Source organism: Chloroflexota bacterium, assembly GCA_009840355.1.
Lineage (GTDB): Bacteria > Chloroflexota > Dehalococcoidia > Lucifugimonadales > JADFKI01 > Bin90.
Genome location: VXNZ01000012.1, coordinates 1 through 23,892 on the forward strand (window position 1 = coordinate 1; position 23,892 = coordinate 23,892).

The window sequence follows — 23,892 nt, forward strand, 5'->3', positions numbered from 1 at the left end:
CTACAACAGAAAATAGCCAATCTCACCAACGACGGTGAGACCATAGCCATGTTCCTTGTGGACACCTTGCAAAGCGACAGCTATGCCATCAAGACCTGCCACAAGCTGGACGCCGCACGTATGCTAACTAAGTACGGCTTCGCGCAAGTCGAAGGCAAAGTCATACCCTTCGACCCAACCGGCGACGAACCATCAACCGACAACTCTGAACTGATAACTGATAACTCTAAACTGACACCCACGCTCAGAGACATCGTAGCCTACCCCATTGCCCGATACATCCGAGACCGCACAAACGAAGGCGAAACCCTAGTCGAAGCCCTCTGCGACATAATCCACGACGACGGAGAATACGACAGTCAAGCAGCGCAGGGCTTCGGATACGGTGGAGTCCGCCCGCCCGCAAAGCCACACCACAAGCTCGCAGCAGCAAGCGAACTCCTGCGCCGCGCATTCGGCGAGTCCGCCAAACGCCGCAGGTCCGCATCCTACGACCCCGAAGCGGACTTAGACGACGCAGCCCCCATCAACGGACACTTGGCAAAGCTAGTCCGAGACAAGACAAACGGCGGCACGGAAGCCGCAGAACTCCTCATACGCATAGCCGAAGACGACCGCAGCGATGGTGACTGGACAGCCGCGCACCGCGTAGCAGCCGCGCGTGAACTGCTCCACCGCGCCTACGACCTCAACTACGAAGCCGTAAGCTGGGAGCATGTGCAGGCATACAAGCAAGCCACCGACTTCGCAGACGAAGGCGCGACCCTAGAACACGCCCGCATTCAAGCCGGACGCAACGCGCTGCTCCGCGAATTCAACGAGGCATACGAGTCCGGCGACGAAGAGGCAGCGCAAGAAGCCGAAGACAGGTACAACGCCTACAATCGCTGCATCACCGAAGGCAAAGACCCCGAAGATGCAATGGCATTCGCCACCTGTGGCCCCAACGACCCCGACCCCGAAGATGAGCAGGGAATGCACGACGGCAATCTGGCCCGCTACAACCTCGTAGGGGCGACCGGCCGATCGTCCCACACCGCCGCCGCCCAAGTCCCCACTCCCAGGCTAACCATCCCCATCAACAACCGCAGCCCCTAAAAGCCCTATCCATCCCGTCCACATATTTCAGCCCAGTCCCAAGAAGGCTGACACATATCGCAGCGCCTGCATCAATTCAGTTGCGGCGCTGGGCGTGATACAATACACGCCATCATGAAATCAGCCCTCCTGCCACTGTTGCTGCTGCCGCTTTTGCTCGCCGCCTGCCTAGAACTTACGCCCAATGTCTCTACCGATTTTTCCGAGATAGAGGCGCGCGCCACTTTCGACGCGAAGGTGCGCAGCATGTGCGCCCACAAGAAGGCGCGCATCCCCGCCATTCTGGAAAAGGTCGAGGCGGCGGAGGTTATGCCAACCATCGACCACTGGGTCTTCACGATCGAAGACTTTGAGGCGCAGGTCTTCCCGTCAGGTCTGATTACCGGCGAATATCACCGCCATATACAGGAGAATCTTTGCCGTTAGATGACGGCAAATCATGGCGACAATCATGACGATGATTGAGATTAAAAAATCTCGCCCGTCGTCGGGTCCAGCACTAGCGCAATCTGCTTGACCTGCAGTCCCAGCGAATCTCGCACAGCCACCAGAACATCGAGCGCCTGCTCGCGCGTACCCCAGCCGACATCGCGCACAATTCCCAGCAGCTCTTCGCCGAGCCGGGCTACTTGCGGACTGCGCGCTGCGAATATGTGGCCCAACTCCGCCCATTCGTCCGAGTTCAACACGATTTGCAGCTCGCAATATCGTATCGCCCAGGTCGTGAACCATGCAGTGCCGTACTCCGGCACCGGACTGTTCGCGACGCCATGAAGCGCGCCTTGTAGCATCCGACCGCGAATGACATCGTTCGTGAAGCCCATCTCGCCGCGCAGCAGCTCTTCGAGCGGCGGATGCAGTATCATTTCTTCAAGGTCGCCGCCGATGCGCGCTTCCAACGAGTCAGGCGGATACTGCCGCCCTCTGACCGTCTTCGGATAGCCGCGCTGTCGCTGCACGATGTGGTATAACTCGTGCGCCGCATGGTAGGCGAGGTCGTCGCCCGGCAGCGCAGCCCACGCGGGCATCGCCGGCGCACTCAGGTCGTAGCCTTGCTCGCCGAAGACGACGCTGTGGCCCGCTTCGATGTGCTCCGCCGATACGGGAATTTCGGCATGAAAGCGCTCCCAGAAGTCGTCGAATGGTGGCGGCAATTCACGTCCTAGCACTTTCATTGTTCGTTCCTGATAGCGATTTGATTTGAGTCAAGAGGGTTGGACATTCTTGCGACTTGCTCCCTTCCCAAGCTTCCCTCTGAGTGGATGTGGACTGGTCTATCTCGACGGCTGCGCCGCTTTCGTTGTTGCGATAGATTCCGCATCGGCAGGTTCCTGCATGCTAGGGCGCTTAACGGTGAGCATTAGGAATGCGCCCAAGATGTTCAGGAAGCCGAAGAAAGCGAAGGGTATGAAGTATGTGCCGGTGGTGTCGAACATGAAGCCCGCAAACAGCGGCGCGAATATCATGCAGATATTGTTCGGCATTTGCGACAGCCCCATGATGGTGGCGAACGCCTTACGCCCGAAGTACTCGCCGCGAATGGATGTCAGCAGCGGTATCCGCCCACCGAAGCCGATGCCATACAGCACCGCGAACACCAGCGCCATCAGAATCTGGTCCGTAACCGCGATGAGCATTATTCCCACGCCCTGCAGCAATATGAAGAAGAAAATCAGCGGCGGCTTGGGCATTCTGTCCGCCAGCCAGCCCGCGACGAATTGCGTAGGCAGCGCCAGCACGGTGTAAATCAGCACGATTGTCCCCGCGCCGCTGAGCGACATGCCCATGTCCGTGAGCTTCGGCGCGAGATGCAGCGCGAGCGTTACTATCGAAACGCTCGACGACATGTGAACCACTGTCAGTATCCAGAACGCGCGCGTCCGGAGCGCCTGCATTGCCGTGAACTCTTGCTCGTCGTCGTCATCATTGGCTGCGGTCGATTTGGCAGTGTTTCGCTTTGTGCTCTGCGACTCACACTTGTCCGCGCTGCGTTCCGGTTGTCGTCCTACGCCGGGGCGAGCGCCGTCCGGCAGCAAGCCTATGTCTTCCGGCCTGTCGCGCAGCACCGTGTAGATGGGCAGAATCAGCGCCGCCAGGAATATGGCAATACCAAATGTCGTCCAGCGAAAGCCGTACAGTTCGATGCCGAGCGCAAGCACCGGCACGAGCAGCCCGCCAAAATGTATGCCAGACATGGATGTGGCAATCGCCAGCGAGCGCTGCCGCACGAACCAGTTGTTCATCAGAGCCATCAGCGCGAGCCACCCACCCACACCGGAGCCGAGGCTTATCGTGATGAACGAGATATAGAACTGCCACACGCCGCTGCTGATTGCAAACAGCCCCAAGTCCCAGAAGTCGCTGTTGCCGACCTGCGAGAACATCAGGAAGCCGAACGCCATCAGCAAATAGCCGAATAGAATCATCCGGCGATTGCCCACCTTGTCGATGAGCCACCCTTCGATAGGCCCGATGACGGCGCCTTGTGCGCGCGAAAGAGAAAACGCGCCGCTTAGCACTGTGCGGCTCCAACCGAACTCAAGCTGCAGCGCGACTAGGAATGTGCCCAATCCCTGAAAGACGCAGAGCGCCATCAGCGTTAGCAGCACGACCGCGATGCCGACCAACCACCAGCCGTAGAAGACGCCGCGCACCATGCCCACGGCATCGGCAGGGCTGCGTATGGTGGCAACAGGAATTCGCATTGAGCAAGTGTACCCACTTCACGCGCCATTGCACAAGCGAATCAAGGCGCTAGTCTGTCAGCAGCACACCGCGCCGCGTCCCTCTGCATACACGTTCGTACTCGGAACTCAATTCCGCGCCGAGTATGAGTATCAGCCCGCTTAAGTAAGCCCATAGCATGAAGACCACGACCGTGGCAAGCGTGCCGTACACGTTGCCGAAGTTCGTGAAAGTGTTCAGATACCAGATAAACAGATTCTTCGTTATCTCAAACAGCGCTGCGCCAACTAGCGCGCCAACCCAGATATACTGCCAAGATGTCTTGGTGTTGGGCGTGAACTTGTACAGCATCAGGAACACTATCAGGATGAGCACGAACGAACTCGCGTACAGGATGACCACGCTGCTCGATTCGACCAGCGCAGCAGCGTACGGAATATCGAGATACGCAAAGCGTTCGTATGAGCGCAGGAAGGCGGATATGCTGGTAGAGCAAAGGAATAGGCAGCCGGTCAGCCCCGCCATGAGCATCTGCCGCGCCTTGCTGATGGGGAGCGGACGGTCTTTATGCACATCCCACGCGCGGTTGATAGAGCGCGTGATGCCGCCGAAGACCGCGCTGCCCGACCAAAACAAGCCAAATATGGCGACCGCGCCGACCGTCTCCCGCGATCTCAGCACTTCCTCGATATTTGCCTCGATAAGTTTCTCCGAACCGGGCAGGAAGCTCGCCACCCAGTCGATAATCGTTTGCCGCGTATGCGCGTCGTCGGCAATGAACGATGTTATCGAGATTAGCCCAAGCGTCAGTGGAAACAGCGACACGAGCGCGTAGTACGACATCGCAGCCGCCATATGCGTCGCGTCGTCGTCAGACATCTCCTGCGCTGTGCGAGCGATAAGCCTGAGCACGAAATATCCGCTCAACGCGCGCAATGTACCGCGCAGGTAGAACCGGGCAAGCGTCGTTCCCCGCCTGATTGTCGGATGGCGTCGTATTTTCTCTATCATAGTTCTGATAACAAAATTATAGCAAAAGCCGCGCCCAAGCACCGTTTCCCCAACCCGCCAAGCAAGGAATCATCGATTCACACGGGACTTGCGCCTATGTTGCCAGCCACCAATCCGCACACTACTCCACCATTGACAGCCAACCCTGCCGCGAATAGCATCAGACAGCAACCACCCAATCAAGTTAGCAGCGTCAATCGAGGTATCCGCCCTTGCCCCACTTCAGACTAGCCTGCACAGAATGCCCCGCATCGTACAGCGCCGACATGACAACTCTGCACTGTACAAAGTGCAACAGCGTCCTGGATGTCGCGTACACCACCGATGAAGTGCATAACGCCCAATGCAATCCCTCCGCCATGCCCATACCAACGCCGCTGCGCAATCCCGCAGACGCCATCTCGCTTGGCGAAGGCAACACGCCCACCGTGAATCTGCGCAATCTCGGCAATTCGCTAGGAATCAGCCGCCTATACGCCAAGTTGGAGGCAATGAACCCGACCGGCTCGTTCAAGGACAGGGGCACGGCGGTGATGATGAGTGTCGCCAAGGAGATGGGGGTAACTCAGGTCGTTGAGGATTCGTCCGGCAATGCTGGCGCATCTGTGTCCGCATACGCCGCGCGCGCTGGCATTGATGCGCACATCTTCGCCCCGGCGAGCGCACCCGCCGCCAAGCTGGGGCAGATCGCCGTCTATGGCGCAACGACACACGCGATAGACGGCGACCGCCAAGCCGTGACGGACGCAGCGGTCGATTTCGCCAATAGTAACAGCATCGTCTATGCTTCGCACAACCTCAGCCCATATTTCACCGAAGGCACAAAGACTTTCGCATACGAAGTGGTGGAACAGTTCGGCGATGACCTGCCGCAGCATATCGTATTGCCTGTTGGCAACGGTTCGCTGCTAATTGGCACACACAAAGGCTTCACAGAGATCAAAGTCGCGGGCAAGATCTCACGCATACCAACGCTGCATGCGGTGCAGGCGCAAGCCGTTATGCCACTTGTCGCCGCATTCAACGGCAAACCGGCACCAACGACCGGCGCGACAATCGCGGGCGGAATTGCAGTCGCCAACCCGCCCAGACTGCTCCAGTGTGTCCGCGCATTGAATGACACGGGCGGCGCGGCAGTCGCGGTCGCTGAGGTGGACATCCTACGCTGGCAGCGGCAAATCGCGGCGCAGGAAGGCGTATTCATCGAGCCGACCTCCTCAGCGGCATTCGCCGGTGTGAAGGCGCTGTTGGATATGGGCAAAATCCAGAGCGCCGACTCTATCCTTGTCGCAGCGACAGGATTCGGCTTGAAAGACGCAATGCCGCCGTCGGATGACTAGAGCAGTAATTAGCGATATGCCCCTATCGCCGCCTCGAAGCCGGGCAGCGCTCCTTCTAGCGTGCGGTCGTCCACGCAGTACGATATGCGGAAGTAGCCAGGAAGCCCGAATCCCGCGCCCGGCACGACCAGCACCTTGCGCTCTTGCAGCACCGCTACGAACTCCACATCGTCCGGCGTGGGCGACGCGGGGAACATGTAGAACGCGCCCTGCGGCTTGACCAGCTTGTAGCCCATCGCCGTCAGGTTGTCGTAGAGGAAATCGCGCTTGCGGCGGTACTCATCGACATCCACGCTCGCCGATTGCAGCGCACGCACGATGTGCTGCATCAGCGCAGGCGCGTTCACGAAGCCCAGCGTCCGATTGCAGAACACCAGCCCGTCTATCAGGTCATCCTTGTCGCCGTATTCGGGATGTACTGCGATGTAGCCGATGCGCTCGCCCGGCAGCGCGAGGTCTTTCGAGTGCGAGGTCGCCACAATGCTGTGTTCGTGGTGATGGAAGATGTGCGGATACTCCAAGCCGTCGAACAGCAACCTGCGATACGGCTCGTCGCTGACGAGAAAAATCTCGCGTCCGTGCGCCGCTTCAGCGTCCCGAATGAGTGCGCACATCTCGTCGAGCAACTCTGCGCTGTACAGCACGCCGGAGGGATTGTTCGGAGAGTTGATGAGCACAATTTTCGTCCGCTCGTTTAGCGCATCCTTCAAGGCGTCCATGTCTGGCAGAAAGTTCTCGTCAGGCGGCACGACGTGGCATGAACTACCATGGTTATCCGCGTAGAAGTGATACTCCACGAAGAACGGCGAGAAGATGACGATTTCGTCGCCCGGATCAAGCAGCGTCTTCAGCACGACATTGAGCGCACCGCCCGCGCCGCAGGTCATCACGATGTCGCCCGCGCCAAAGTCAAGCCCGGTCTCGCCGCCAAGCTGCGATGCGACCGCCGCGCGCGTCTCTTCGTAACCTGCGTTCGGCATATAGCGGTGAATGCCCGGCTGTGGGTCGTTCGCAATGCGCCTGAGTTCGTCGAAGAACTCGGGTGGCGGCTGCATAACAGGATTACCCAGAGACAAATCGAAGACATTCTCCTCGCCAAACTGCCGCTTAAGCTCAATGCCCTCCTCGAACATCCTGCGAATCCAAGAGCCTTGCTCCATAAAATTCCGAATTTTCTGTGAAACAGCCATAGCCCAACTTTCGATTCGATTAGAATTGTTGGCGTCCAGACGCCTAAAGACGCCCCGATTTTGCCCCATGACTGGGGACGGTGTCAATTGGGGACGCTCACCTCCGCAACGATCCTTGAACAAGCATAGTTGACTCTCGCGAGGCGCACTGCCCATTGTCATTCCGAGCAAGGGGAGAAATCTAAAATCGTCGCAGTCGAGCGTGCCAATACTTTCGATTCTTGAGCTTAACCCAGAGGGCGACGGGACTATTTATGAAGCAAGTGCACCAGCCGCTTAATCGGACACATTCAGCCATGCTAAATTTCACGGCAAATGGTATCCTACAAGGCAGCTTAGCAATCCGAGTTGATCCTGATGATTCGGTGCCCGGCATTTCGGTTTTAGGAGGCGGGAAATGGACAAGGTACGACTGGCTATCGTGGGCTGCGGCACAATTTCGCAGCTCAACGCGCCCGGCTATCTGGCACACGAGCAGTGCGAGGTTGCCGCGCTCTTCGATCCTCAGACCGAACGCGCCATGCAGCGCGCCGTGCAGTGGGGCATCTCGCCGCGAATCCACGAGAGTTATGAAGACCTGCTGAACGACGACAATGTGGACGCCATCGAACTGCTGACGCCGACACACTTGCATCCACAGCAGATCGTGGATGGGCTGAAGGCGGGCAAGCATGTATCGTGCCAGAAGCCCATTTCTTCGACAGTCGCGGAAATCGACACCATTGAAGCGGCGGTCAACGGCGCCTCAACCAAATACCGCACGACCGAGAACTTCTTGTACTACCCACCCATCTTAAAGGCAAAGGAACTGCTGGACGCGGGTGAAATCGGCGAGCCGTGCATGGTTCGCATTCGTACCGTGCGCGGCAAGTTAGCAGACCAGTCGCAGATTGAAACCATGCCCGGCGCGTATGTATGGCGGCGCGACCCGACGCTCCACGCCGGCGGCATGCTCTACGATGACGGCTGGCACAAGTACGCCACCGCTATCAACTGGATTGGCCAAATCGAAAGCGTGCAGAGCATCGTATCCCGTTCGGACGACTACCTCAACGAGACGCCAAGCGCAGCGATATGGAAGTTCAAGGGCAGAACTTGCCTCGGCGTTCTCGAATACTCGTCCGCGCCCGAAATGGAGATACGCGGCAGGTACTATCCTGCCGACGAGTTCTTCGAGATTCAGGGCAGCAAGGGCGCCATCTGGGTTACGCGCTGCACCGGCGAGATGCTCGATCTGCCGCCGGTCATGGTCGTCAAGGGCACGGAGACGACCGGCATACAAGTACCGATGGACTGGATAGAAGGATTCAACGGCGCGGCGCGGCAGTTCATCGACTGCATCATCCGCGACGAACAGCCGGACATGGACATCGACTTCTCGCGCCATACCATGCAAGTTGCAATGTCCATTTACAAGGCGTCTGACGAACAGCGCCCTGTGCAACCGTCAAGCCTTACATAGCGGATATTCCATCGCTGTCACACGCAGATTGGACAGGTGCAACCAAGTCCATCACCGAACATTGCTCATCGAAAATCAATCGGCGACATTAGACAGCGACTTTTAGACACCTATACTGACCGACAACAAGGACAAGAAATGCCAAGATTCGCAGCAAACCTCACGATGTTGTACAACGAGGTGGATTTTCTCGACAGATTCACCGCCGCGTCTGCCGCCGGGTTTAAGGGCGTAGAGTATCTGTTCCCATACGAATATGAACCCGCGCAGTTGGCGGAAATGTTGGAACGGCATAGTCTCGCGCAAGTCTTGCACAACCTGCCCGCTGGCGACTGGGCAGCAGGCGAGTGTGGAATCGCGTGCCATCCCGACCGCGTGGGCGAGTTTCAAGACGGCGTGGGCAAGGCGATCGAGTATGCCGCCGCGCTCAGTTGCCCGCAGGTCAACTGCCTCGCCGGCATCGCGCCTGAAGGTGTGTCTAGCGAAGAGCTGGACGCAACGCTCGCGGCGAATCTCAAGTTCGCGGCAGAGCAGCTTGGCGCTGCCGGAATCCGACTACTCGTCGAGCCGATAAACACTATCGACATTCCCGGTTTCGTGCTGAACTACCCGGAGCAGGCACGCGACCTTATCGAGCGCGTCGGCTCGGACAATCTGTTCCTGCAACACGACCTATATCACATGCAGATAATGCAGGGCGATCTCGCGCGCAACATAGAGCGCAATATGGACATCATCCGACACATCCAAATTGCGGACAACCCGGGCCGCCACGAACCCGGCACCGGCGAAATCAACTACGCCTACCTGTTCGACTATCTCGACGAACTCGGCTACGACGGCTGGGTAGGCTGCGAATATGTCCCCGCTGCGACGACGGACGAAGGGATGGGATGGGATGGGCGAAGGCGTATCTGTAATGCGGAATCTCCGGCGCGGAGCTCATATCAAGTGTGAATAGAATCTTCGCCCCCTTACTAATCTTCTCCTGACGGGAGGGACTAATTGGACTCGACGACTGATTGCTGACACCTGAATTCTGACTGCGAGGTTAGCGATGGCAACGGCAATTCCGGAAATAGCGGATGTATATCAAGACCGCGATACGACACTGCGGCAAATCCAAGACCGCGTGCTGTGGCTCGCGATAAATATGGTGCATTACGCGAACAACGAGCGCCCGTCGCCGGACGGCAAGGTCGGCGGGCATCAGGCGTCCAGCGCGTCGGTCACGACGATAATGACATCGTTGTTCTTCGACCACATGCGCGCCGGAGACAGGATTTCGGTCAAGCCGCATGCATCACCCGTCTATCACGCCATACAGTATCTGCTGGGCAACCTAGACGGCAGATACTTGAAGACGCTGCGCGGATTTCACGGGCTGCAGGCGTACCCAAGTCAGACCAAAGACCCGGACTCTGTGGACTTCTCTACCGGGTCAGTCGGACTAGGACCGGTCGCGCCAAACTTCGCCGCGATTACTGAAGAATACCTGCGCGCGCACCTGCACTTCTATAATCGATCGCCGCGCCGATACATCAGCCTTGTCGGAGACGCCGAGCTTGACGAAGGGTCCATTTGGGAAGCGATTTCCGAACCGGAAATGGCGGCGCTCGACAATGTGCTATGGGTCGTTGACTTAAACAGGCAGAGCCTCGACCGCATCATACCGGGTATCCGCGTGCAGAGTTGGCGCGAGATGTTCGCCGCTAACGGCTGGAATTTCATCGATGTCAAGTACGGCAGACGCCTGCAAAGCGCATTCGCTGAACAGAACGGCGAGCTGCTGCAAATGTGCATCGACGATATGTCGAACGAGGCATACCAGCGTCTGCTGCGCGTCGATGGCGCCATCCTGCGCGAGTGGCTGCCCCGCTACAGCAGATTCCCACGCGATCTGGCGCGCTTCATCAGCCGGTGGAACGACGAAGAGTTTCGCAGCCTGTTCAGCAACCTTGGCGGCCACGACTTCTCCATGCTCAGAGACGCATTCGCGCGCGCGGACGAACTACGCGGTCCCACAGTGGTGTTCGCGTACACTTTCAAGGGATTTATGCTGCCGACCATCGGCGACCCACGCAACCACTCGAACCTGCTGTCGCAGACCCAGATGGAAGAACTTCGCGAGCACATCGGGTTGGCAGAGAACGAAGTTTGGGACGACTTCGATCCCAGGTCTGCGGCGGGGCTGGCTTGCCGTAGCACAGCCGCGAGATTGCGCTCGTCAGGGCTGCGCTCGCCGACAGCGTTGACTCCCGCGATTCCCACCAGCATCGACCACGAATATCGCGGCAGCACATCGAGTCAGCAAGTTTACGGGCTGGTGCTGACCGACCTCGCGCGTAATCTGCCCGAAGTCGCCGACCGCATCGTTACCGTCAGCCCGGATGTGGCGAGCTCAACCGGCTTGGGCGGCTGGATAAATCGCGCAGGCGTGTGGAATCGTACCGAGCCGGAACAACTGCCCGAAGAAGACGAAAGCGTGCTGCGCTGGAACGAATCATCGCAAGGGCAGCACATCGAGCTTGGCATATCCGAGAACAATCTGTTCATGATGCTCGGGCAATTGGGGCAGTCGTTCGAGGCGAATGGAGAGCTGCTGTTCCCCATCGGCACGCTGTACGACCCGTTCGTGCGGCGCGGGCTGGACGCGTTCACTTACGGCCTGTATTCCGACGCGAAGTTCATTGTGGTCGGTACGCCTTCGGGGATCACGCTCGCGCCGGAAGGCGGCGCGCATCAGTCGTTTATGACGCCGTCCATCGGCGCAGAAATGCCGGCACTGGACTTCTACGAACCCTGCTTCGGCAAAGAAGTGGAGTGGATTATGCTGAGCGCGCTCGAACAAGTGAGGCGGCGAGAACGCTCCACATACCTGCGCCTGACGAGCAGGCGCGTTGAGCAGTCGCTATTCAACCTGCCGGATGACACGGAGGCGCAAGAGCGTCTGCGGCGGCAGGTGTTGTCGGGCGCGTATCGCCTAGTCAGTCGCGCGTCTGAGCCTCAGTACGCGCCGGGCGAAAATGTGGTAAACATCATGGCAATCGGGGCGATGATCCCGGATGCGATTGAGGCGAGCGAGGAGTTGCTGCGCGAGGGAGTGTTCGCCAATGTCATCAACATCACTGGACCGGGCCCCCTGTACCGGCGCTATCAGGAAGGCATAGACGCTGCGGTTGCGGGCAGCACCACCACGCCGTTCCTAGCGGGCATTCTATCGACTGAAGAGCGCCAAGTGCCAGTAGTCGCGGTGGCGGACGCGCACCCGCATTCGCTCGCGTGGATAGGCGGCGCGCTCGGCACGAGGATAATGCCGCTAGGAGTAAGCGAATTCGGCCAGTCCGGTACCCGATCCGAGCTATACAAGGAATACGGTATCGATGTTGACAGCATAGTAGCGGCATGCTTCACTGCGCTGGACATTTAGCATTCACCCAATCTCACACACAGCCAACCACATATAGCCGACATTCATATCCAAAAGGAGACACGAAACGATGACGAAAGTGCTGGTACTTCACGGGCAGGGCATGGAACTACGCGGCAAGGTTGACATCGAAATCTTCGGCACGATGACGCTGCCCGAGTACGACGAGAACATCCGCCAATACGCAGCCGATTTGGGCGTGGATGTGGAGATATTCCACTCGAACGAGGAGTCCGAAGTCATCGCCAAGCTCAAGGATTCGGACGCGGACGCGGCGCTCATCAATCCAGGCGGCTACACGACCGGCCATCCCGCACTCGCCGACACGATACGCGAGGGAAGCACACCCACGCTTGAAATTCACATGTCTAACCCGGCAAGCCGAGGCCGCATATCCGAGATTGGTCCAGCCTGTAGAGGTGTCATCACCGGCATCGGTATCATGGGCTACAACCTAGGCTTGCAAGCGGCAAAAGAACTTTCTGCATAGTAAAGTCAGCGGCGTCTTTTTTGGCGGGCGCAACAGTCCCTACTCCATATGAGCGAAGGCTAGGATCAAGGCAAAATAGCGATTGGCGTCGCCATTGGCAACGCCATCTGCAGAATGCCAATCCTTGACAGCGCACACCCAGTTCGCTAGTCTAAATTGACATCAAACGGGCTTGTAGCTCAGCGGCAGAGCGGTCGGCTCATAACCGATTGGTCCCAGGTTCGATCCCTGGCAAGCCCACCACAACCAGCGCCCACACGGCACCTCTCAATTGCGCCTCGCATCTCACACACCGCGAAATATTCGCCCACGCGCCAATTCCGGCGCGGTCCGATTATTCTATCTGCTCGCCGCCATAGTCGCGTTGAGCGTGTTCACGATGGGGCAGACACCCGGCGAACGCGAGTCCGTGTTCGACAAGCCGTTACAGCTACACCGCGGTCCGGCGGGACCATACGAAGTCATCATCACCATACAGCCGCACAAGCCAAGAGTCGGCACGGTGCATTTCGGCGTAACGATACTTGACCCGGCGGCACAAGAGCTTGTCGAAAACGCGCGTGTGCTAATTGTCGCGTATAATCCGGAAGGTGAGCCGACATTCCAGACGCCCGCGCTCAACGACCCGGCGACCCCGATCCACTACAAAGGCAACATCATCTTCCGCAGCGCCGGTCAGTGGTCGCTGCTGACGAAGATTGAGACCGACGAACACGGCGAAGTTACCACAACTACCCCGCTGAACATCGCCGAAGCCGCGACCGTGCCGAGCTTTGAAGGCAGGCTCATACTCGCGCTAGTAACGCTGGCGCTAGGCGGCGGCACGGCATGGGTCGTCTTTAGCATACGGCGGGTGCAGCGTGCTAGGGATGCTGAACATGGATAAGGCAATGTGAAGCAGGCATATTGGGTCAACTCCCTCAGCCTCTCCACTCAATCTTCTATGTCGTGAATCACTAGCGCATCGCCTTCACGGTAAAAGGTTACTTCAATCGGATCGCCGAACAGCTTGTGTTCGTTCAGGTGCGATGGTGTGAAGCCTGGCACTACCTTACCCCTACCCTCGAAGCGCCATATTTTGCCGTCGTCGTCCTGCACTTCCAGCGCGGCGAGCGAAATCAGCGACTCCGCTTCTACCTGCAGCACCATGCCGCGCATCATTTCCAACGACAGCTCGGCGTCGTTGTCCGTTGCCGTGTTGGCGCCGCCGTTGCCTACGCACGCCATTAACGACATCGCGATCACAAACACAGTCACGACCGCCAGCGCACACATTGCCAACCGGCGCAGTGCTACTTCCGGCATGGCAGCCTAGTTTCATTCGACGGGATGTAGGGTTCTGAATTTTTACTGTAAGAGTTTTGGAACATTCTAAAACTAATGTGAAAAGGGACTAAATTCACGTTGAAGCGGATTTCGCACTTATGTAATTCTGACTTCCACGGAGGTGGAAGATGAAAAGAATCTACATTGCTTTCGCACTTGCGGCAATACTCTTAACTGTTTGGACAGCAAGCCAGACGGATTTGTTGCTTGCGCAGAACAACGATCCGCTAGACATCGTCATCGTTGACAGGCACGCGACGGGCGCGTCCGAGCAGAATCGTGACTTGGCTGTCTCGTTCATAGGACTGCTGTCCGAGCTGCGTGAAGACCAGCGTATAGGATTTATCGCTACTGGCGAAGAAGGCGTAATCGGGCCTGCCATCGCGGGCAGCCCCGAGCACGGCAGCGCCTATCGCGATGTCGTGAGCCACATCGAAGATTCTAACGGCGCGCAGGTCGAAGACCTAACAGCGGCGCTGTCATATGCCCACGAGCTGATGAAGTTCGAGAGTGCTGGCAGTGGTTCTACCGTTTATGTCGTCTCAGGCGGCGAACTTGACGGTGACTCGCCCGCCGAGGAGTATCCGCTGGGCGAGACTATCAACGCACTCAACCGCGAAGGCTGGCAAGTCGTCAGCGTCGCGCTGCCCGGCTCATCGACATACGCCAAAGAGTTTATGCGCACCGTGTCTGGCGGCACTGGCAGCGACATATTCCCGCTGTCCACGCCGCAGGAGCTGAAGGTCATCGCCGATCAGATACTGCGCGAGGACGCGAAGGGAACTCTGTTCGAAATTGGGCAGGACGAACTCGCTCCCAACGACGTATTCTCCGCAACACTGGATATTCCGCCGAGCACCACCGAGGCATCGCTGGTGTTCTTCAAGCAAGGCAGCACCGGCTCGTTTAGCCTACAGAATCCGTCCGGCGTCCGCGAGTCCGAAGGCGACCGCGCGCTGTCCAGCGTCGTGGAAACGCCGCATGTGATTATCTGGACGCTGACCGACCCTGCGCCTGGCAAGTGGACGATCGATGTTCGCGGCGGAGACGGTTTCATCTCGGCGTGGCATTATCCGAAAAACACGCTCGGCTTGCATCTCGTGTCCTTCGATACGATACCGCACGATAGCAGCACCGAGTTCGTGGTGTATGTCTCCGACGGCCACCAGCGTGTCTCCGTTCCGGATGCCGAGCTGCGGGCGACCATCGTCGCCGAGGGCGGGCATACCTTCACCCACGCGCTGAACGACAACGGCGAATACGGCGATGCAGTCGCCGGCGACGCCTATTATTCGACGACCGTGCCGCCGCTGGGTAGCGAAGGCGAGTACGAGATCGAGTTGGAACTGCACTGGCCGCAGCACGAGCACACTATCTCGACGCGCACTTCGGTTATGGCACAGGCATTCCCGGTGCTCGATGTCAACTTGACGCACGTGGACGGCCTAAGGCCCGGCGAACGCGTGGTAATAGGCACTACCGAAGTCAAGGTGAACGGGCAGCCTTACGCTGTGCCGACGAGCATAATCGACGTAGATATATCCTCCGCGAGCGGTAACAGCGCCATCGAATTGGTGCCCAGAGAACTGCTTAATCAAGGTCGTGCTTGGGCGTTCGACATAGTGTTCACGCCGGGCATTGAGGAATACCACACGATTCTCTTCCGCTTAAACATGAACTACGCCGCGCGCGACTACACCTTCACGAGCGACTCGGCGGTATTGTCATCGTACCCGATCCCGCCGATGCCGCAGCAGCCAGCCGTAGTCCAGCAAGCGCCACCGCCCGCACCGGAGCCGGTCCCCACAGCGCCGGTAGCGCCAGCCGCTCCGCCGGTTCAGGCAGAGCTGCCCGAAGAAAGCTCGGACTATCCGATTATCGCTATCGCACTCGCGGTGGTGGGAGGCATAGTGACGATAGTTATGGTTGCTGGCGCCGGCTACGCGATTTACGGACTGACCAAGCCTGAACCATTTGGCTACATCGCTGACGAGGAAGGCAAGGTGCTTGTGGACTTCAGCGCGGTGGAGCGGTCGTTCACGACGCTAGTTCAGCACAAGAATTTGCTTCTCGGTGAAGAGATTGGCATACCTGAATTACGAGGATTGTCGTTCTACTTCACTAAGGAAGAAGTGGACATTCGCAGCTCGCAGACCGAGCCGAGCATCCGCGTCAACAACAGACCGCTGATTGCGGGCGAGGAACAAAACGCAAGCAGGCAATCATGGATCGGCACGCAGGGCAAGCTATACAGCCTGCACCTAGCCAAGCCGGAGCCACGGCCAACCGAAGCGCCCGAGCCTACCATCGACCCAGTGGTTGGCGACGACTAGGGCTATGCGGACAGGCTACCAATAGCGGCTCGTTAGCGCAACAGCAGGAACAAGCAGAGAAAGGGCGCCGGTGATTTTGCCGACGCCCTCTTAAGTTTTGCCTTCTAAAGTCTTGATTAAGCACTCTCCTGATTAAGCACTCTCCCTTGAAGCGGTAAGGATAAGATAGGGAGACCGTATATCAACGGCGACACCCCTGTCTATCTCACGCAACCCCTACACCGCCGTCAACCCTAATCAGACTCCGCAATGCGAATTGTCCGCATCGCGTCGCCGGGCGTCCGGGAGCGCATGGGGTCGCGGACGGCGATTCCGTTGACCACGTCCATGCCGGACACGACCTTGCCGAATACTGAATGGTGATCGTCGAGGTGCGGCGTGGGGACGAATGTGATGAAGAATTGGCTGCCGTTCGTGCCGCGTCCACCGCGACTGCCAGCGTTCGCCATAGACAGGATGCCTGGCGAATCGTGCCGCAAGCTCGGGTGGAATTCGTCGTCGAACTGATAGCCGGGACCACCACTGCCAGAGCCAGTTGGATCGCCGCCCTGCGCCATAAATCCGGGAATTACCCGGTGAAAGGTAACGCCGTCGTAGTAGCCTTCCCGCGCGAGAAAGACGAAGTTGTTCACCGTGATGGGCGCTTCCGCCGCGAAAAGCTCTATCTCGATTTCGCCACCCTTTTCCATCTCTATGGTGGCGGTGTACTTCTTGCTTTGGTCGATGCCCAATGCGGGCGGTTCACTGTATTGGCTTACCACAATTCCTCCAATCGCCTGAACTGATCAAGCGGTTCAATTTCCTGTAAGTGCGTCTTCTTGTCAGAACCTAATTCTCTTCAATCCTGATGGTCTTAATCGCGTCGCCGGGTGTGGTCGCGCTGCCCGGGTCCCGCAGGCTTATGTTGTTCACCACATCCATACCTTCGACGACCTTGCCGAAGACCGAGTGGCATGACTCTGCGGCGCAGTCCTTTTCAGTGCCGTCGAGATTGTATCCGTCTAAGAAGTGCGTCTCGCGGAATGTGATGAAGAATTGGCTTCCGTTCGTGCCCTGCCCGTTGCGCATGCCTGCGTTCGCCATCGACAGGATGCCGGGGCCTTCGTGCCGCAAGTCAGGGCTGACTTCGTTGTCGAAGCGATAGCCGGGACCGCCGCCGCCCGTGCCTGTCGGGTCGCCGGTCTGCGCCATAAAACCTTCGAGCACGCGATGGAATGTTACGCCGTCGTAGAAGCCTTCGCGCGCGAGAAAGACGAAGTTATTGACTGTCGTGGGCGCGCCGTCCTCGAATAGGTCGATGACGATTTCATCGCCCTTTTCCAGCTCGATGACCGCGCGGTAGTCCTTGCTTGTGTCGATGGTCATCGCCGGCGGCGAATCCCACCGCATCAACTCAGGCTTGGCAGCAGGAGCAGGGGCGGATGTTGGCGCTGCGGCAGGCTGTACCGGCGCCGCCGCTTGTGCCGGGGCTGCGGCAGGCGTCTTAGGTGCGCCAAGCTCCGGCTCGCTGGAGCAAGCGGCAATCAGCATTAGCGTTATTGCGGCGGCAGCGACGAATGCGGCCGTCTGGGAATATCTGGTTATCATCGTCTTCACAGATCCTCCTGTATGGTGACGCAATTTTCGGCAATCACCGGCGCGTCAACGGCACTATTTTACAATCACAGCGGAGTAATCGCTACCCTGCAAGGCTGTTATTGACTTGAGGAGTGATTGAGGCTCAGGTGCGCCCCGACCTCTTCGCCTTTCAACTATTCCGCCAAATTCGCGAAGTGCACTGCTTGGTCAACGATGTCCACTCCTACCATTTCGCTGTGTGCGCTGATTAGCTGCCGTGTAATCGGACCGGGGCATTCGTCGCCGACGGCGCGGTTGTCCACGCGGCTTACCGGCACGATGCGCGGGCTGGTGCGCGAGAAGAACACTTCGTCTGCGGTGTAAAGGTCGTATGGCTGCAAGTCTTCCTCGCTGAAGGGTATGTCCAAACCTTCGGCGAGTTCAATCAGCACGCCGCGCGAGATGCCCTGCAAAATGCTGCGGTCGGTCGGTGTTTTCAGCACACCGTTCTTCACAAGAAATACATTGTAGCCGATTCCTTCGGTCAGGTTGCCCGCGTCGTCTAGCAGTATTGGCGACGCATCGGGATCGACATCCGCGACCTCCAGCTCAGCCTGCACGAAGTTCAGCCTACTGTGGTGCTTGACCTTCGGGTCGACGAACTGGCTGCTATAACTCCGCGTGCGCGCGATGACGCCGTGTGCGCCTTCGCTGTAGTAGTGCGCGAATGTGGCAAATGCGACGGGCCGAATGCCGATGCACACAGTCGCCGGCCCCGCGTCTCCGATACGCCCTGCCTGTCTGCCGCGCGTAACGAACGGGTGGATGCTGAAATCTCCGACGCGGGTCAGGTGTTCTTCGTTGCGGCGCACCCCTTCTTCGCACAGCGCGGTCATTTCCGCCGGCGTCAGTCCGCAATCAATGCGCAGGTATTTCAGCGACCGATACAATCGGTCGATATGCCTGTCAAGCACGAACGGCACCCCGTTGAAGGTGCGCCCGATGTCGAACACTACATCCGCCAGCATAAACCCGCGGTCGTCCGGCGAGATGCGCACATCCTTGTACGGTATCCACTCACCATTGAAATACGCGGCATAGTCACCATAATCTGCCATGTCTTCCTCCTTCGTGCCAGTCGGCGTCATCACCGTTATGATATATCACACGCCATTTACTCGCCATGCCCAGGAATTGAAGACGTTTTTTTCTGCCGAACCTAAAGTCCACTCATCCGCCAAGGCAAGGTTAGGATAGAGGAAAAATAAACTGCAACTGGTCCTATATGCTATAAAGGATATAGGGAGTGCAAAACTGACTCGCATTCAAGTCTCACAGTGAAATCCGCCATATATCAGCCAAAGGGGTTCACAGTTATCAAAGAACTATCCAACCTGCGAACCAACACGGTTGTACCACAGCAAACACAACCACCCAGGTCAATTGTCGAATTGCGCAGCCTCACAAAGCGCTTTCTTGAAGGACGCGAGACACGCTCGGTAATACGGCGCGCGGACGCTAAAATATATCATGGTGAGTTCGTCGCGCTGGCGGGACCTAGCGGCTCGGGTAAGACTACGCTGTTAAACCTTATCGGTGGCATCGACACGCCTACGGAAGGCGAGGTGCTCATCGATTCCACGCGCATAAACAAGCTATCCGAGACAGAACGGACGCTGTTCAGACGCAAGAATATCGGCTTCGTCTTCCAGTTCTTTAACCTAATACCCACGCTCAATGTCCGCGAGAATCTGCTGCTGCCGTTGCAACTCAACGGCTATGCAAGCGCAGAGTCCGAGCGCCGCATCAGGAAGTCATTAGAACAAGTCGGCATGGCAGACAGGATGGACAGCCATCCGGACAGGCTTTCCGGAGGCGAGCAGCAGCGCGTTGCAATCGCCCGCGCGCTCGTCCACGATCCGCTGCTGATACTCGCGGACGAGCCGACCGGCAATCTCGATTCCAACACAGGTCTGGTAGTCTTATCGCTGCTGCAAAGTTTGATTGCGAACAATGGCAAGACGCTAATTGTCGTGTCGCACAGCGATATGGTCGTGAGTGCGGCGCAGCGCGTGCTTGCGATGGAAAATGGCGAACTTGTCGAGCGAAGGTAATTTGACGACTGTCTCGATTGTCCCTGACGCCGTTATTGGATTGGCACGCTGGATGTTGGAGCGCGCTGAATGAACAGCATGCTATGGCTTTCCGGCATGCGATACTTACTGAGCCGCCCGTGGCAGACCTCGCTGTCTGTGCTGGGCATTACGCTTGGCGTCGCCATAGTGGTCGCTATTGACTTGGGCAATCAGAGCGCAAAGCACGCATTCAGCCTGTCTAGCAATGCCGTTACAGGCACCGCTACACACCGCATCGTAGGCGGTCCCGGCGGCTTACCAGAGCGCACATACCACGCGCTGCGTGTGGAACTCGGAGTCCGAGCATCCGCGCCCATCGTCGGAGGCTACGCGCATCCGATCGATGTTGACCCGCGTGGCAGGTCGCTCAGATTGTTGGGCATCGACCCATTCGCCGATACGCAGTTTCGACCGTACACGGACAGTGGCGCATTCGTGGCAAGGTCGGATTCGCCGGCGCGAAATGCCGCCTTCCTGCTTGCCGCGCCGGACGCTGTGCTAGTCTCGGTGCAGACCGCGGACGCGCTTGGCGTGCAAGCGGGCGATACGGTGAAACTGCGTATTGCCGATGCAGTGCGCGATGTGAAAATCGTAGGGCTTCTTGCCCCGCGCGACAGCATCAGCGACGAGACACTCAGGAACTTGCTGATTGTGGACATCGCTACGGCGCAAGAACTGCTGCGATTCGAAGGGCGACTCAGCCACATAGACCTTATGCTGCCACCCGGAGAGCAGGGAGACTTCGCACTGCAACGCATCCGAGCGATACTGCCGGACGAGGCAGCTATCGTCAGCTCCGAGACGCGCTCCGAGACAATCGACGAACTTACGCAATCATTCGACGATAACCTGTTCGTCGTCAGCCTACTGGGACTGATTGTCGGCGCGTTTCTGATATACAACGCGATGGCGTTCTCGGTGGTGCAGCGGCGGCCGGTCATCGGCGCACTGCGCGCCATCGGAGTTACACGCGGGCAGGTCTTCGGCATGGTACTTGGCGAGGCAGCCGTCATCGGCGTGGTCAGCTCGGTCGTGGGCGTGCTGCTGGGCATCGTCATCGGGCGCGGCGTGCTAAATATAATAACGCAGACGATTACCGATCTTTTCTTCGTCGTGTCGGTGCAAAACCTGGCTATCCCAGTTTGGTCGCTTGTCAAGGGCGCACTGCTTGGCGTGTTCGCGACGATAGCGGCGGCATTCGTGCCTGCGCTCGAAGCGACCGACATTCCCGCACGGGACACTCTATCGCGTTCAAATCTCGAAAGCAGATACAAGGGCGCTGCTCCAATCGCATCCATCGCTGGTATCGCACTGATGGTCGTTGGCGCGGTGCTTGTGCTGCTGCCCTCAAAGTCGCTGTTTCTGGCATTTGGAGGCGTTGGAACGCTGGTGCTTGGCTACGCGATGCTCACGCCGGCCGCGGTCATCGTGATGAGCCGCGCACTCGCGCCACTGATGGGCAGGTTGTTCGGTACGATGGGCGCGATGGCGGCACGCGGAATCGCCGCGTCCATCAGCCGCACAGCCGTAGCAATCGCCGCGCTCGCAGTCGCCATATCCATCACGATTTCCATTGACACGATGGTACAAAGCTTTCGTGTTACCGTCGTGCAATGGCTGGATAATTCGCTCGGCTCGGACATCTACATTTCGCCTGCGTCGTTCAGTTCACAAGCGACTGAGTCCGGATTATCGCCTGCGCTGCTCGATAGCCTACGACGCCTTGACGGCGTGGCAAGCGTGCGCACCGTGAGAAACGCAACTGTAAACTCGCCAAGCGGCGAAGTGGAGTTACTCGCGTTGGATACGACTCTCGACGACTTCGCGCGCTACAACACTTTCAAGGAAGGCGAACCGGTGCTCATCTGGGACAGGTTGCAATTCGGTGATGCCGTTGCGGTGTCGGAGCCGTTCGCGTATCGCAGCGGCATTGGTGTGGGCGACACCGTCAGCTTGTTGACGAGCGAAGGCGTGCGCGAGTTTCGTGTGGTGGGCATATACTACGACTACCGAAACTCCGCGAACGGCAAGGTGATGATGAGCCGCAAGGCGTACAACCGTTTCTGGGACGACGACAGGGTTACCGGAATCGGCGTAAGCGCGGCGTATGGCGTTAGCATCGACGCTTTGATAATGTCGGTGGATAACGCTATCAGCAGCGACGCGGATGTGCGAATACGGTCTAACGCCGAGCTGAAGACTGCCGCGCTAGAAGTGTTCGAGCGTAGTTTCGCCATCACTTCCGTAGTGCACGCGCTATCCATCAGTGTGGCGTTCGTGGGCGTGCTGAGCGCTCTGATGGCGATACAGATGGAGCGCGCCACAGAGTTCGGCACGCTGCGCGCCATCGGCTTCACGCCGCGCCAAGTGTGGTTAATGTTCACCGCGCAGACCGGGTTGATGGGCGTGGCAGCTGGCATACTCGCGGTGCCGCTCGGACTGATTCAAGGCGCGATTCTGATATTCGTGGTGAACCGCAGATCGTTCGGCTGGTCGATGGATATGGAAATCTACCCGATCATCCTGGCGCAGGCGGTCGTCATCGCCACCACCGCCGCGCTGCTCGCAGCAATCTATCCCGCAATCCGAATGTCGCGCGCGTCCCCCGCCGAGGTGCTGCATGAAGAGTAGCCTGTTGCGCCTCGTGATTGCGGCGATTTGCCTTGCGATAGTCATAGCGATGCTGGCTGGCGCCGTGTACGCGCTAACTCGCGCAGGAATCGATGCGGAAGTTAGCGCAAATCTGTCATTGCCCGATGCGCTGCGAACGACGGACGCCGGCTTCAAGAGCGTAACCGCGCCGCGCCAATTCGCATTCCCCGAAGACCACGGCCCGCATTCTGATTACGCGCTCGAATGGTGGTATTTCACCGGAAATCTAGACACGCACGACAACAGGCACTTCGGCTACGAGTTGACATTTTTCAGGGTCGGCATAACATCGGACGAATTCGACCGCACATCGGATTGGGCAGCGCGGCAGATGTACACGGCGCACTTCGCGCTGACCGATGTACAAGACGAAGACTTCTATGCTTTCGAGCGATACAGCCGCGATGCGCTCGGCTTGGCAGGCGCAGTGAGTTCGCCAACCACGCCGTTTCGAGTGTGGCTGGAAGACTGGTCCGTTGCTGCGACCGGCGACGACACACTACCCATGCGCCTGTACGCCGCTAATACGGGCGTCGAAATCGACCTGACGCTGCGCGATGGCAAGGGCGTCGCGCTGAACGGCGAAGACGGGTTCAGCCGCAAGGGATTCTTACCCGGAGAGGCGTCGTACTACTACTCACTGACACGTCTGCCGACCGATGGGACAATTACGCTAAACGGGCAGACATTCGAGGTAAGCGGGCTCAGCTGGCTGGACAGAGAATGGAGTTCGGCGCAGCTATCCTCAGAACACGAGGGCTGGGATTGGTTCTCTATGCAGTTGTCCGATGGGCGCGACATTATGTACGGTGTGCTGCGTCCGCATGATGCAAACGGACGCCCATTGCACTCGGGCACGGTGGTCGAAGCGGACGGCAACTACACCAACATTGACAGCAAGCACGTTCGGCTGGATGTGCTTGACTGGTGGGAAAGCCCGCGCGGTGGCACCTACCCGTCGCGCTGGCGATTCCGCATGTCCGACGACGGCGACGACTCCGACAAACAGGGCGATGCCCTGGACATCGAGATAACGCCGTACATCAGCGACCAAGAACTCGACACCATCGTGCGCTACTGGGAAGGCGCGGTGCGAATCGAAGGCACTGCGGCAGGCGAATCAATCAGCGGAAGCGGCTATGTTGAACTAACCGGGTACGCGGACTAATTTGCACATTAGCAC

The 23,892-nt window shown here is 58.4% G+C and carries 19 protein-coding genes and 1 tRNA gene; 12 read left to right on the forward strand and 8 right to left on the reverse strand.

Translation table 11 applies throughout. From position 1 onward, the window contains the following. The first annotated feature begins 1,212 nt into the window (after positions 1-1,212). The gene (locus tag F4X57_02830; protein ID MYC06103.1) at positions 1,213-1,524 is read left to right on the forward strand and encodes a hypothetical protein; all 312 of its coding nucleotides are present in this window, start codon (positions 1,213-1,215) and stop codon (positions 1,522-1,524) included. A 41-nt stretch (positions 1,525-1,565) separates the two neighbouring features. Here F4X57_02830 and F4X57_02835 read toward each other — a convergent pair whose 3' ends face one another. The 3 genes from F4X57_02835 to F4X57_02845 form a co-directional block, all read right to left on the reverse strand. Continuing rightward, on the reverse strand, positions 1,566-2,273 hold the full coding sequence (locus F4X57_02835) for a hypothetical protein (GenBank protein ID MYC06104.1): 708 nt from the start codon (positions 2,271-2,273) through the stop codon (positions 1,566-1,568). Positions 2,274-2,372: 99 nt separating this feature from the next. Further along, positions 2,373-3,803 (reverse strand): MFS transporter, encoded by a 1,431-nt coding sequence (locus F4X57_02840; protein ID MYC06105.1) that lies wholly within the window; start codon positions 3,801-3,803, stop codon positions 2,373-2,375. Between the two features lie 49 nt (positions 3,804-3,852). Beyond that, the gene (locus F4X57_02845) at positions 3,853-4,794 is read right to left on the reverse strand and encodes a YihY/virulence factor BrkB family protein (GenBank protein MYC06106.1); all 942 of its coding nucleotides are present in this window, start codon (positions 4,792-4,794) and stop codon (positions 3,853-3,855) included. A 212-nt stretch (positions 4,795-5,006) separates the two neighbouring features. Here F4X57_02845 and thrC point away from each other — a divergent pair, with 212 nt between their 5' ends. Continuing rightward, positions 5,007-6,134, forward strand: coding sequence for a threonine synthase (thrC, locus tag F4X57_02850; GenBank protein MYC06107.1), 1,128 nt, complete (start codon positions 5,007-5,009; stop codon positions 6,132-6,134). Positions 6,135-6,142: 8 nt separating this feature from the next. Here thrC and F4X57_02855 read toward each other — a convergent pair whose 3' ends face one another. After that, positions 6,143-7,324 (reverse strand): pyridoxal phosphate-dependent aminotransferase, encoded by a 1,182-nt coding sequence (locus tag F4X57_02855; protein MYC06108.1) that lies wholly within the window; start codon positions 7,322-7,324, stop codon positions 6,143-6,145. Positions 7,325-7,721: 397 nt separating this feature from the next. Between F4X57_02855 and F4X57_02860 the strand changes: the two genes are divergently transcribed. The 6 genes from F4X57_02860 (at position 7,722) to F4X57_02885 (ending at position 13,592) form a co-directional block, all read left to right on the forward strand. After that, positions 7,722-8,786, forward strand: coding sequence for a Gfo/Idh/MocA family oxidoreductase (locus tag F4X57_02860; GenBank protein ID MYC06109.1), 1,065 nt, complete (start codon positions 7,722-7,724; stop codon positions 8,784-8,786). A gap of 138 nt (positions 8,787-8,924) precedes the next feature. After that, positions 8,925-9,743, forward strand: coding sequence for a hydroxypyruvate isomerase (hyi, locus tag F4X57_02865; protein ID MYC06110.1), 819 nt, complete (start codon positions 8,925-8,927; stop codon positions 9,741-9,743). A 100-nt stretch (positions 9,744-9,843) separates the two neighbouring features. Next, positions 9,844-12,216 carry a pyruvate dehydrogenase gene (locus tag F4X57_02870; GenBank protein ID MYC06111.1) on the forward strand — a complete coding sequence of 791 codons (2,373 nt, stop codon included), beginning with the start codon at positions 9,844-9,846 and terminating at the stop codon, positions 12,214-12,216. A 70-nt stretch (positions 12,217-12,286) separates the two neighbouring features. Beyond that, positions 12,287-12,706: a type II 3-dehydroquinate dehydratase gene (locus tag F4X57_02875; GenBank protein ID MYC06112.1), complete on the forward strand. Its 420-nt coding sequence runs from the start codon at positions 12,287-12,289 to the stop codon at positions 12,704-12,706. A gap of 168 nt (positions 12,707-12,874) precedes the next feature. Then, a tRNA-Ile gene (locus tag F4X57_02880) sits at positions 12,875-12,949 on the forward strand. 28 nt (positions 12,950-12,977) lie between these two features. Further along, positions 12,978-13,592 carry a hypothetical protein gene (locus F4X57_02885; GenBank protein MYC06113.1) on the forward strand — a complete coding sequence of 205 codons (615 nt, stop codon included), beginning with the start codon at positions 12,978-12,980 and terminating at the stop codon, positions 13,590-13,592. Between the two features lie 47 nt (positions 13,593-13,639). On the opposite strand, the gene F4X57_02890 is transcribed toward F4X57_02885, so the two are convergent. After that, positions 13,640-14,011: a hypothetical protein gene (locus F4X57_02890; GenBank protein ID MYC06114.1), complete on the reverse strand. Its 372-nt coding sequence runs from the start codon at positions 14,009-14,011 to the stop codon at positions 13,640-13,642. A 149-nt stretch (positions 14,012-14,160) separates the two neighbouring features. On the opposite strand from F4X57_02890, the gene F4X57_02895 reads away from it, so the two are divergent. Then, the gene (locus F4X57_02895) at positions 14,161-16,365 is read left to right on the forward strand and encodes a hypothetical protein (GenBank protein ID MYC06115.1); all 2,205 of its coding nucleotides are present in this window, start codon (positions 14,161-14,163) and stop codon (positions 16,363-16,365) included. Between the two features lie 233 nt (positions 16,366-16,598). On the opposite strand, the gene F4X57_02900 is transcribed toward F4X57_02895, so the two are convergent. From F4X57_02900 to F4X57_02910, 3 genes are all read right to left on the reverse strand, one after another. Further along, complete coding sequence (locus F4X57_02900; GenBank protein MYC06116.1) at positions 16,599-17,054, reverse strand: peptidylprolyl isomerase; 456 nt, start codon at positions 17,052-17,054, stop codon at positions 16,599-16,601. 139 nt (positions 17,055-17,193) lie between these two features. Then, the gene (locus F4X57_02905; GenBank protein MYC06117.1) at positions 17,194-17,754 is read right to left on the reverse strand and encodes a peptidylprolyl isomerase; all 561 of its coding nucleotides are present in this window, start codon (positions 17,752-17,754) and stop codon (positions 17,194-17,196) included. Positions 17,755-18,116: 362 nt separating this feature from the next. Further along, positions 18,117-19,070 carry a branched-chain amino acid aminotransferase gene (locus F4X57_02910; GenBank protein MYC06118.1) on the reverse strand — a complete coding sequence of 318 codons (954 nt, stop codon included), beginning with the start codon at positions 19,068-19,070 and terminating at the stop codon, positions 18,117-18,119. 246 nt (positions 19,071-19,316) lie between these two features. Here F4X57_02910 and F4X57_02915 point away from each other — a divergent pair, with 246 nt between their 5' ends. From F4X57_02915 to F4X57_02925, 3 genes are all read left to right on the forward strand, one after another. After that, positions 19,317-20,036, forward strand: coding sequence for an ABC transporter ATP-binding protein (locus tag F4X57_02915; GenBank protein ID MYC06119.1), 720 nt, complete (start codon positions 19,317-19,319; stop codon positions 20,034-20,036). 69 nt (positions 20,037-20,105) lie between these two features. Further along, entirely contained in the window at positions 20,106-22,688 is a 2,583-nt protein-coding gene (locus tag F4X57_02920) for an FtsX-like permease family protein (protein MYC06120.1), read from the forward strand. After that, positions 22,678-23,877 (forward strand): carotenoid 1,2-hydratase, encoded by a 1,200-nt coding sequence (locus F4X57_02925; protein MYC06121.1) that lies wholly within the window; start codon positions 22,678-22,680, stop codon positions 23,875-23,877. Before F4X57_02920 ends, F4X57_02925 begins: the two co-directional genes overlap by 11 nt. Positions 23,878-23,892: the final 15 nt, after the last annotated feature.

Excerpts from the sequence above, each read along its gene's own strand:
- F4X57_02895 (MYC06115.1), top strand. The coding sequence starts at position 14,161 with ATGAAAAGAATCTACATTGCTTTCGCACTTGCGGCAATACTCTTAACT.
- F4X57_02870 (MYC06111.1), top strand. The coding sequence starts at position 9,844 with ATGGCAACGGCAATTCCGGAAATAGCGGATGTATATCAAGACCGCGAT.
- F4X57_02835 (MYC06104.1), bottom strand. The coding sequence starts at position 2,273 with ATGAAAGTGCTAGGACGTGAATTGCCGCCACCATTCGACGACTTCTGG.
- F4X57_02890 (MYC06114.1), bottom strand. The coding sequence starts at position 14,011 with ATGCCGGAAGTAGCACTGCGCCGGTTGGCAATGTGTGCGCTGGCGGTC.
- F4X57_02910 (MYC06118.1), bottom strand. The coding sequence starts at position 19,070 with ATGACGCCGACTGGCACGAAGGAGGAAGACATGGCAGATTATGGTGAC.
- F4X57_02840 (MYC06105.1), bottom strand. The coding sequence starts at position 3,803 with ATGCGAATTCCTGTTGCCACCATACGCAGCCCTGCCGATGCCGTGGGC.
- F4X57_02925 (MYC06121.1), top strand. The coding sequence starts at position 22,678 with ATGAAGAGTAGCCTGTTGCGCCTCGTGATTGCGGCGATTTGCCTTGCG.
- F4X57_02905 (MYC06117.1), bottom strand. The coding sequence starts at position 17,754 with ATGCGGTGGGATTCGCCGCCGGCGATGACCATCGACACAAGCAAGGAC.
- F4X57_02830 (MYC06103.1), top strand. The coding sequence starts at position 1,213 with ATGAAATCAGCCCTCCTGCCACTGTTGCTGCTGCCGCTTTTGCTCGCC.
- F4X57_02900 (MYC06116.1), bottom strand. The coding sequence starts at position 17,054 with ATGGAAAAGGGTGGCGAAATCGAGATAGAGCTTTTCGCGGCGGAAGCG.
- F4X57_02845 (MYC06106.1), bottom strand. The coding sequence starts at position 4,794 with ATGATAGAGAAAATACGACGCCATCCGACAATCAGGCGGGGAACGACG.
- F4X57_02875 (MYC06112.1), top strand. The coding sequence starts at position 12,287 with ATGACGAAAGTGCTGGTACTTCACGGGCAGGGCATGGAACTACGCGGC.
- hyi (MYC06110.1), top strand. The coding sequence starts at position 8,925 with ATGCCAAGATTCGCAGCAAACCTCACGATGTTGTACAACGAGGTGGAT.
- F4X57_02920 (MYC06120.1), top strand. The coding sequence starts at position 20,106 with ATGAACAGCATGCTATGGCTTTCCGGCATGCGATACTTACTGAGCCGC.
- F4X57_02860 (MYC06109.1), top strand. The coding sequence starts at position 7,722 with ATGGACAAGGTACGACTGGCTATCGTGGGCTGCGGCACAATTTCGCAG.
- F4X57_02855 (MYC06108.1), bottom strand. The coding sequence starts at position 7,324 with ATGGCTGTTTCACAGAAAATTCGGAATTTTATGGAGCAAGGCTCTTGG.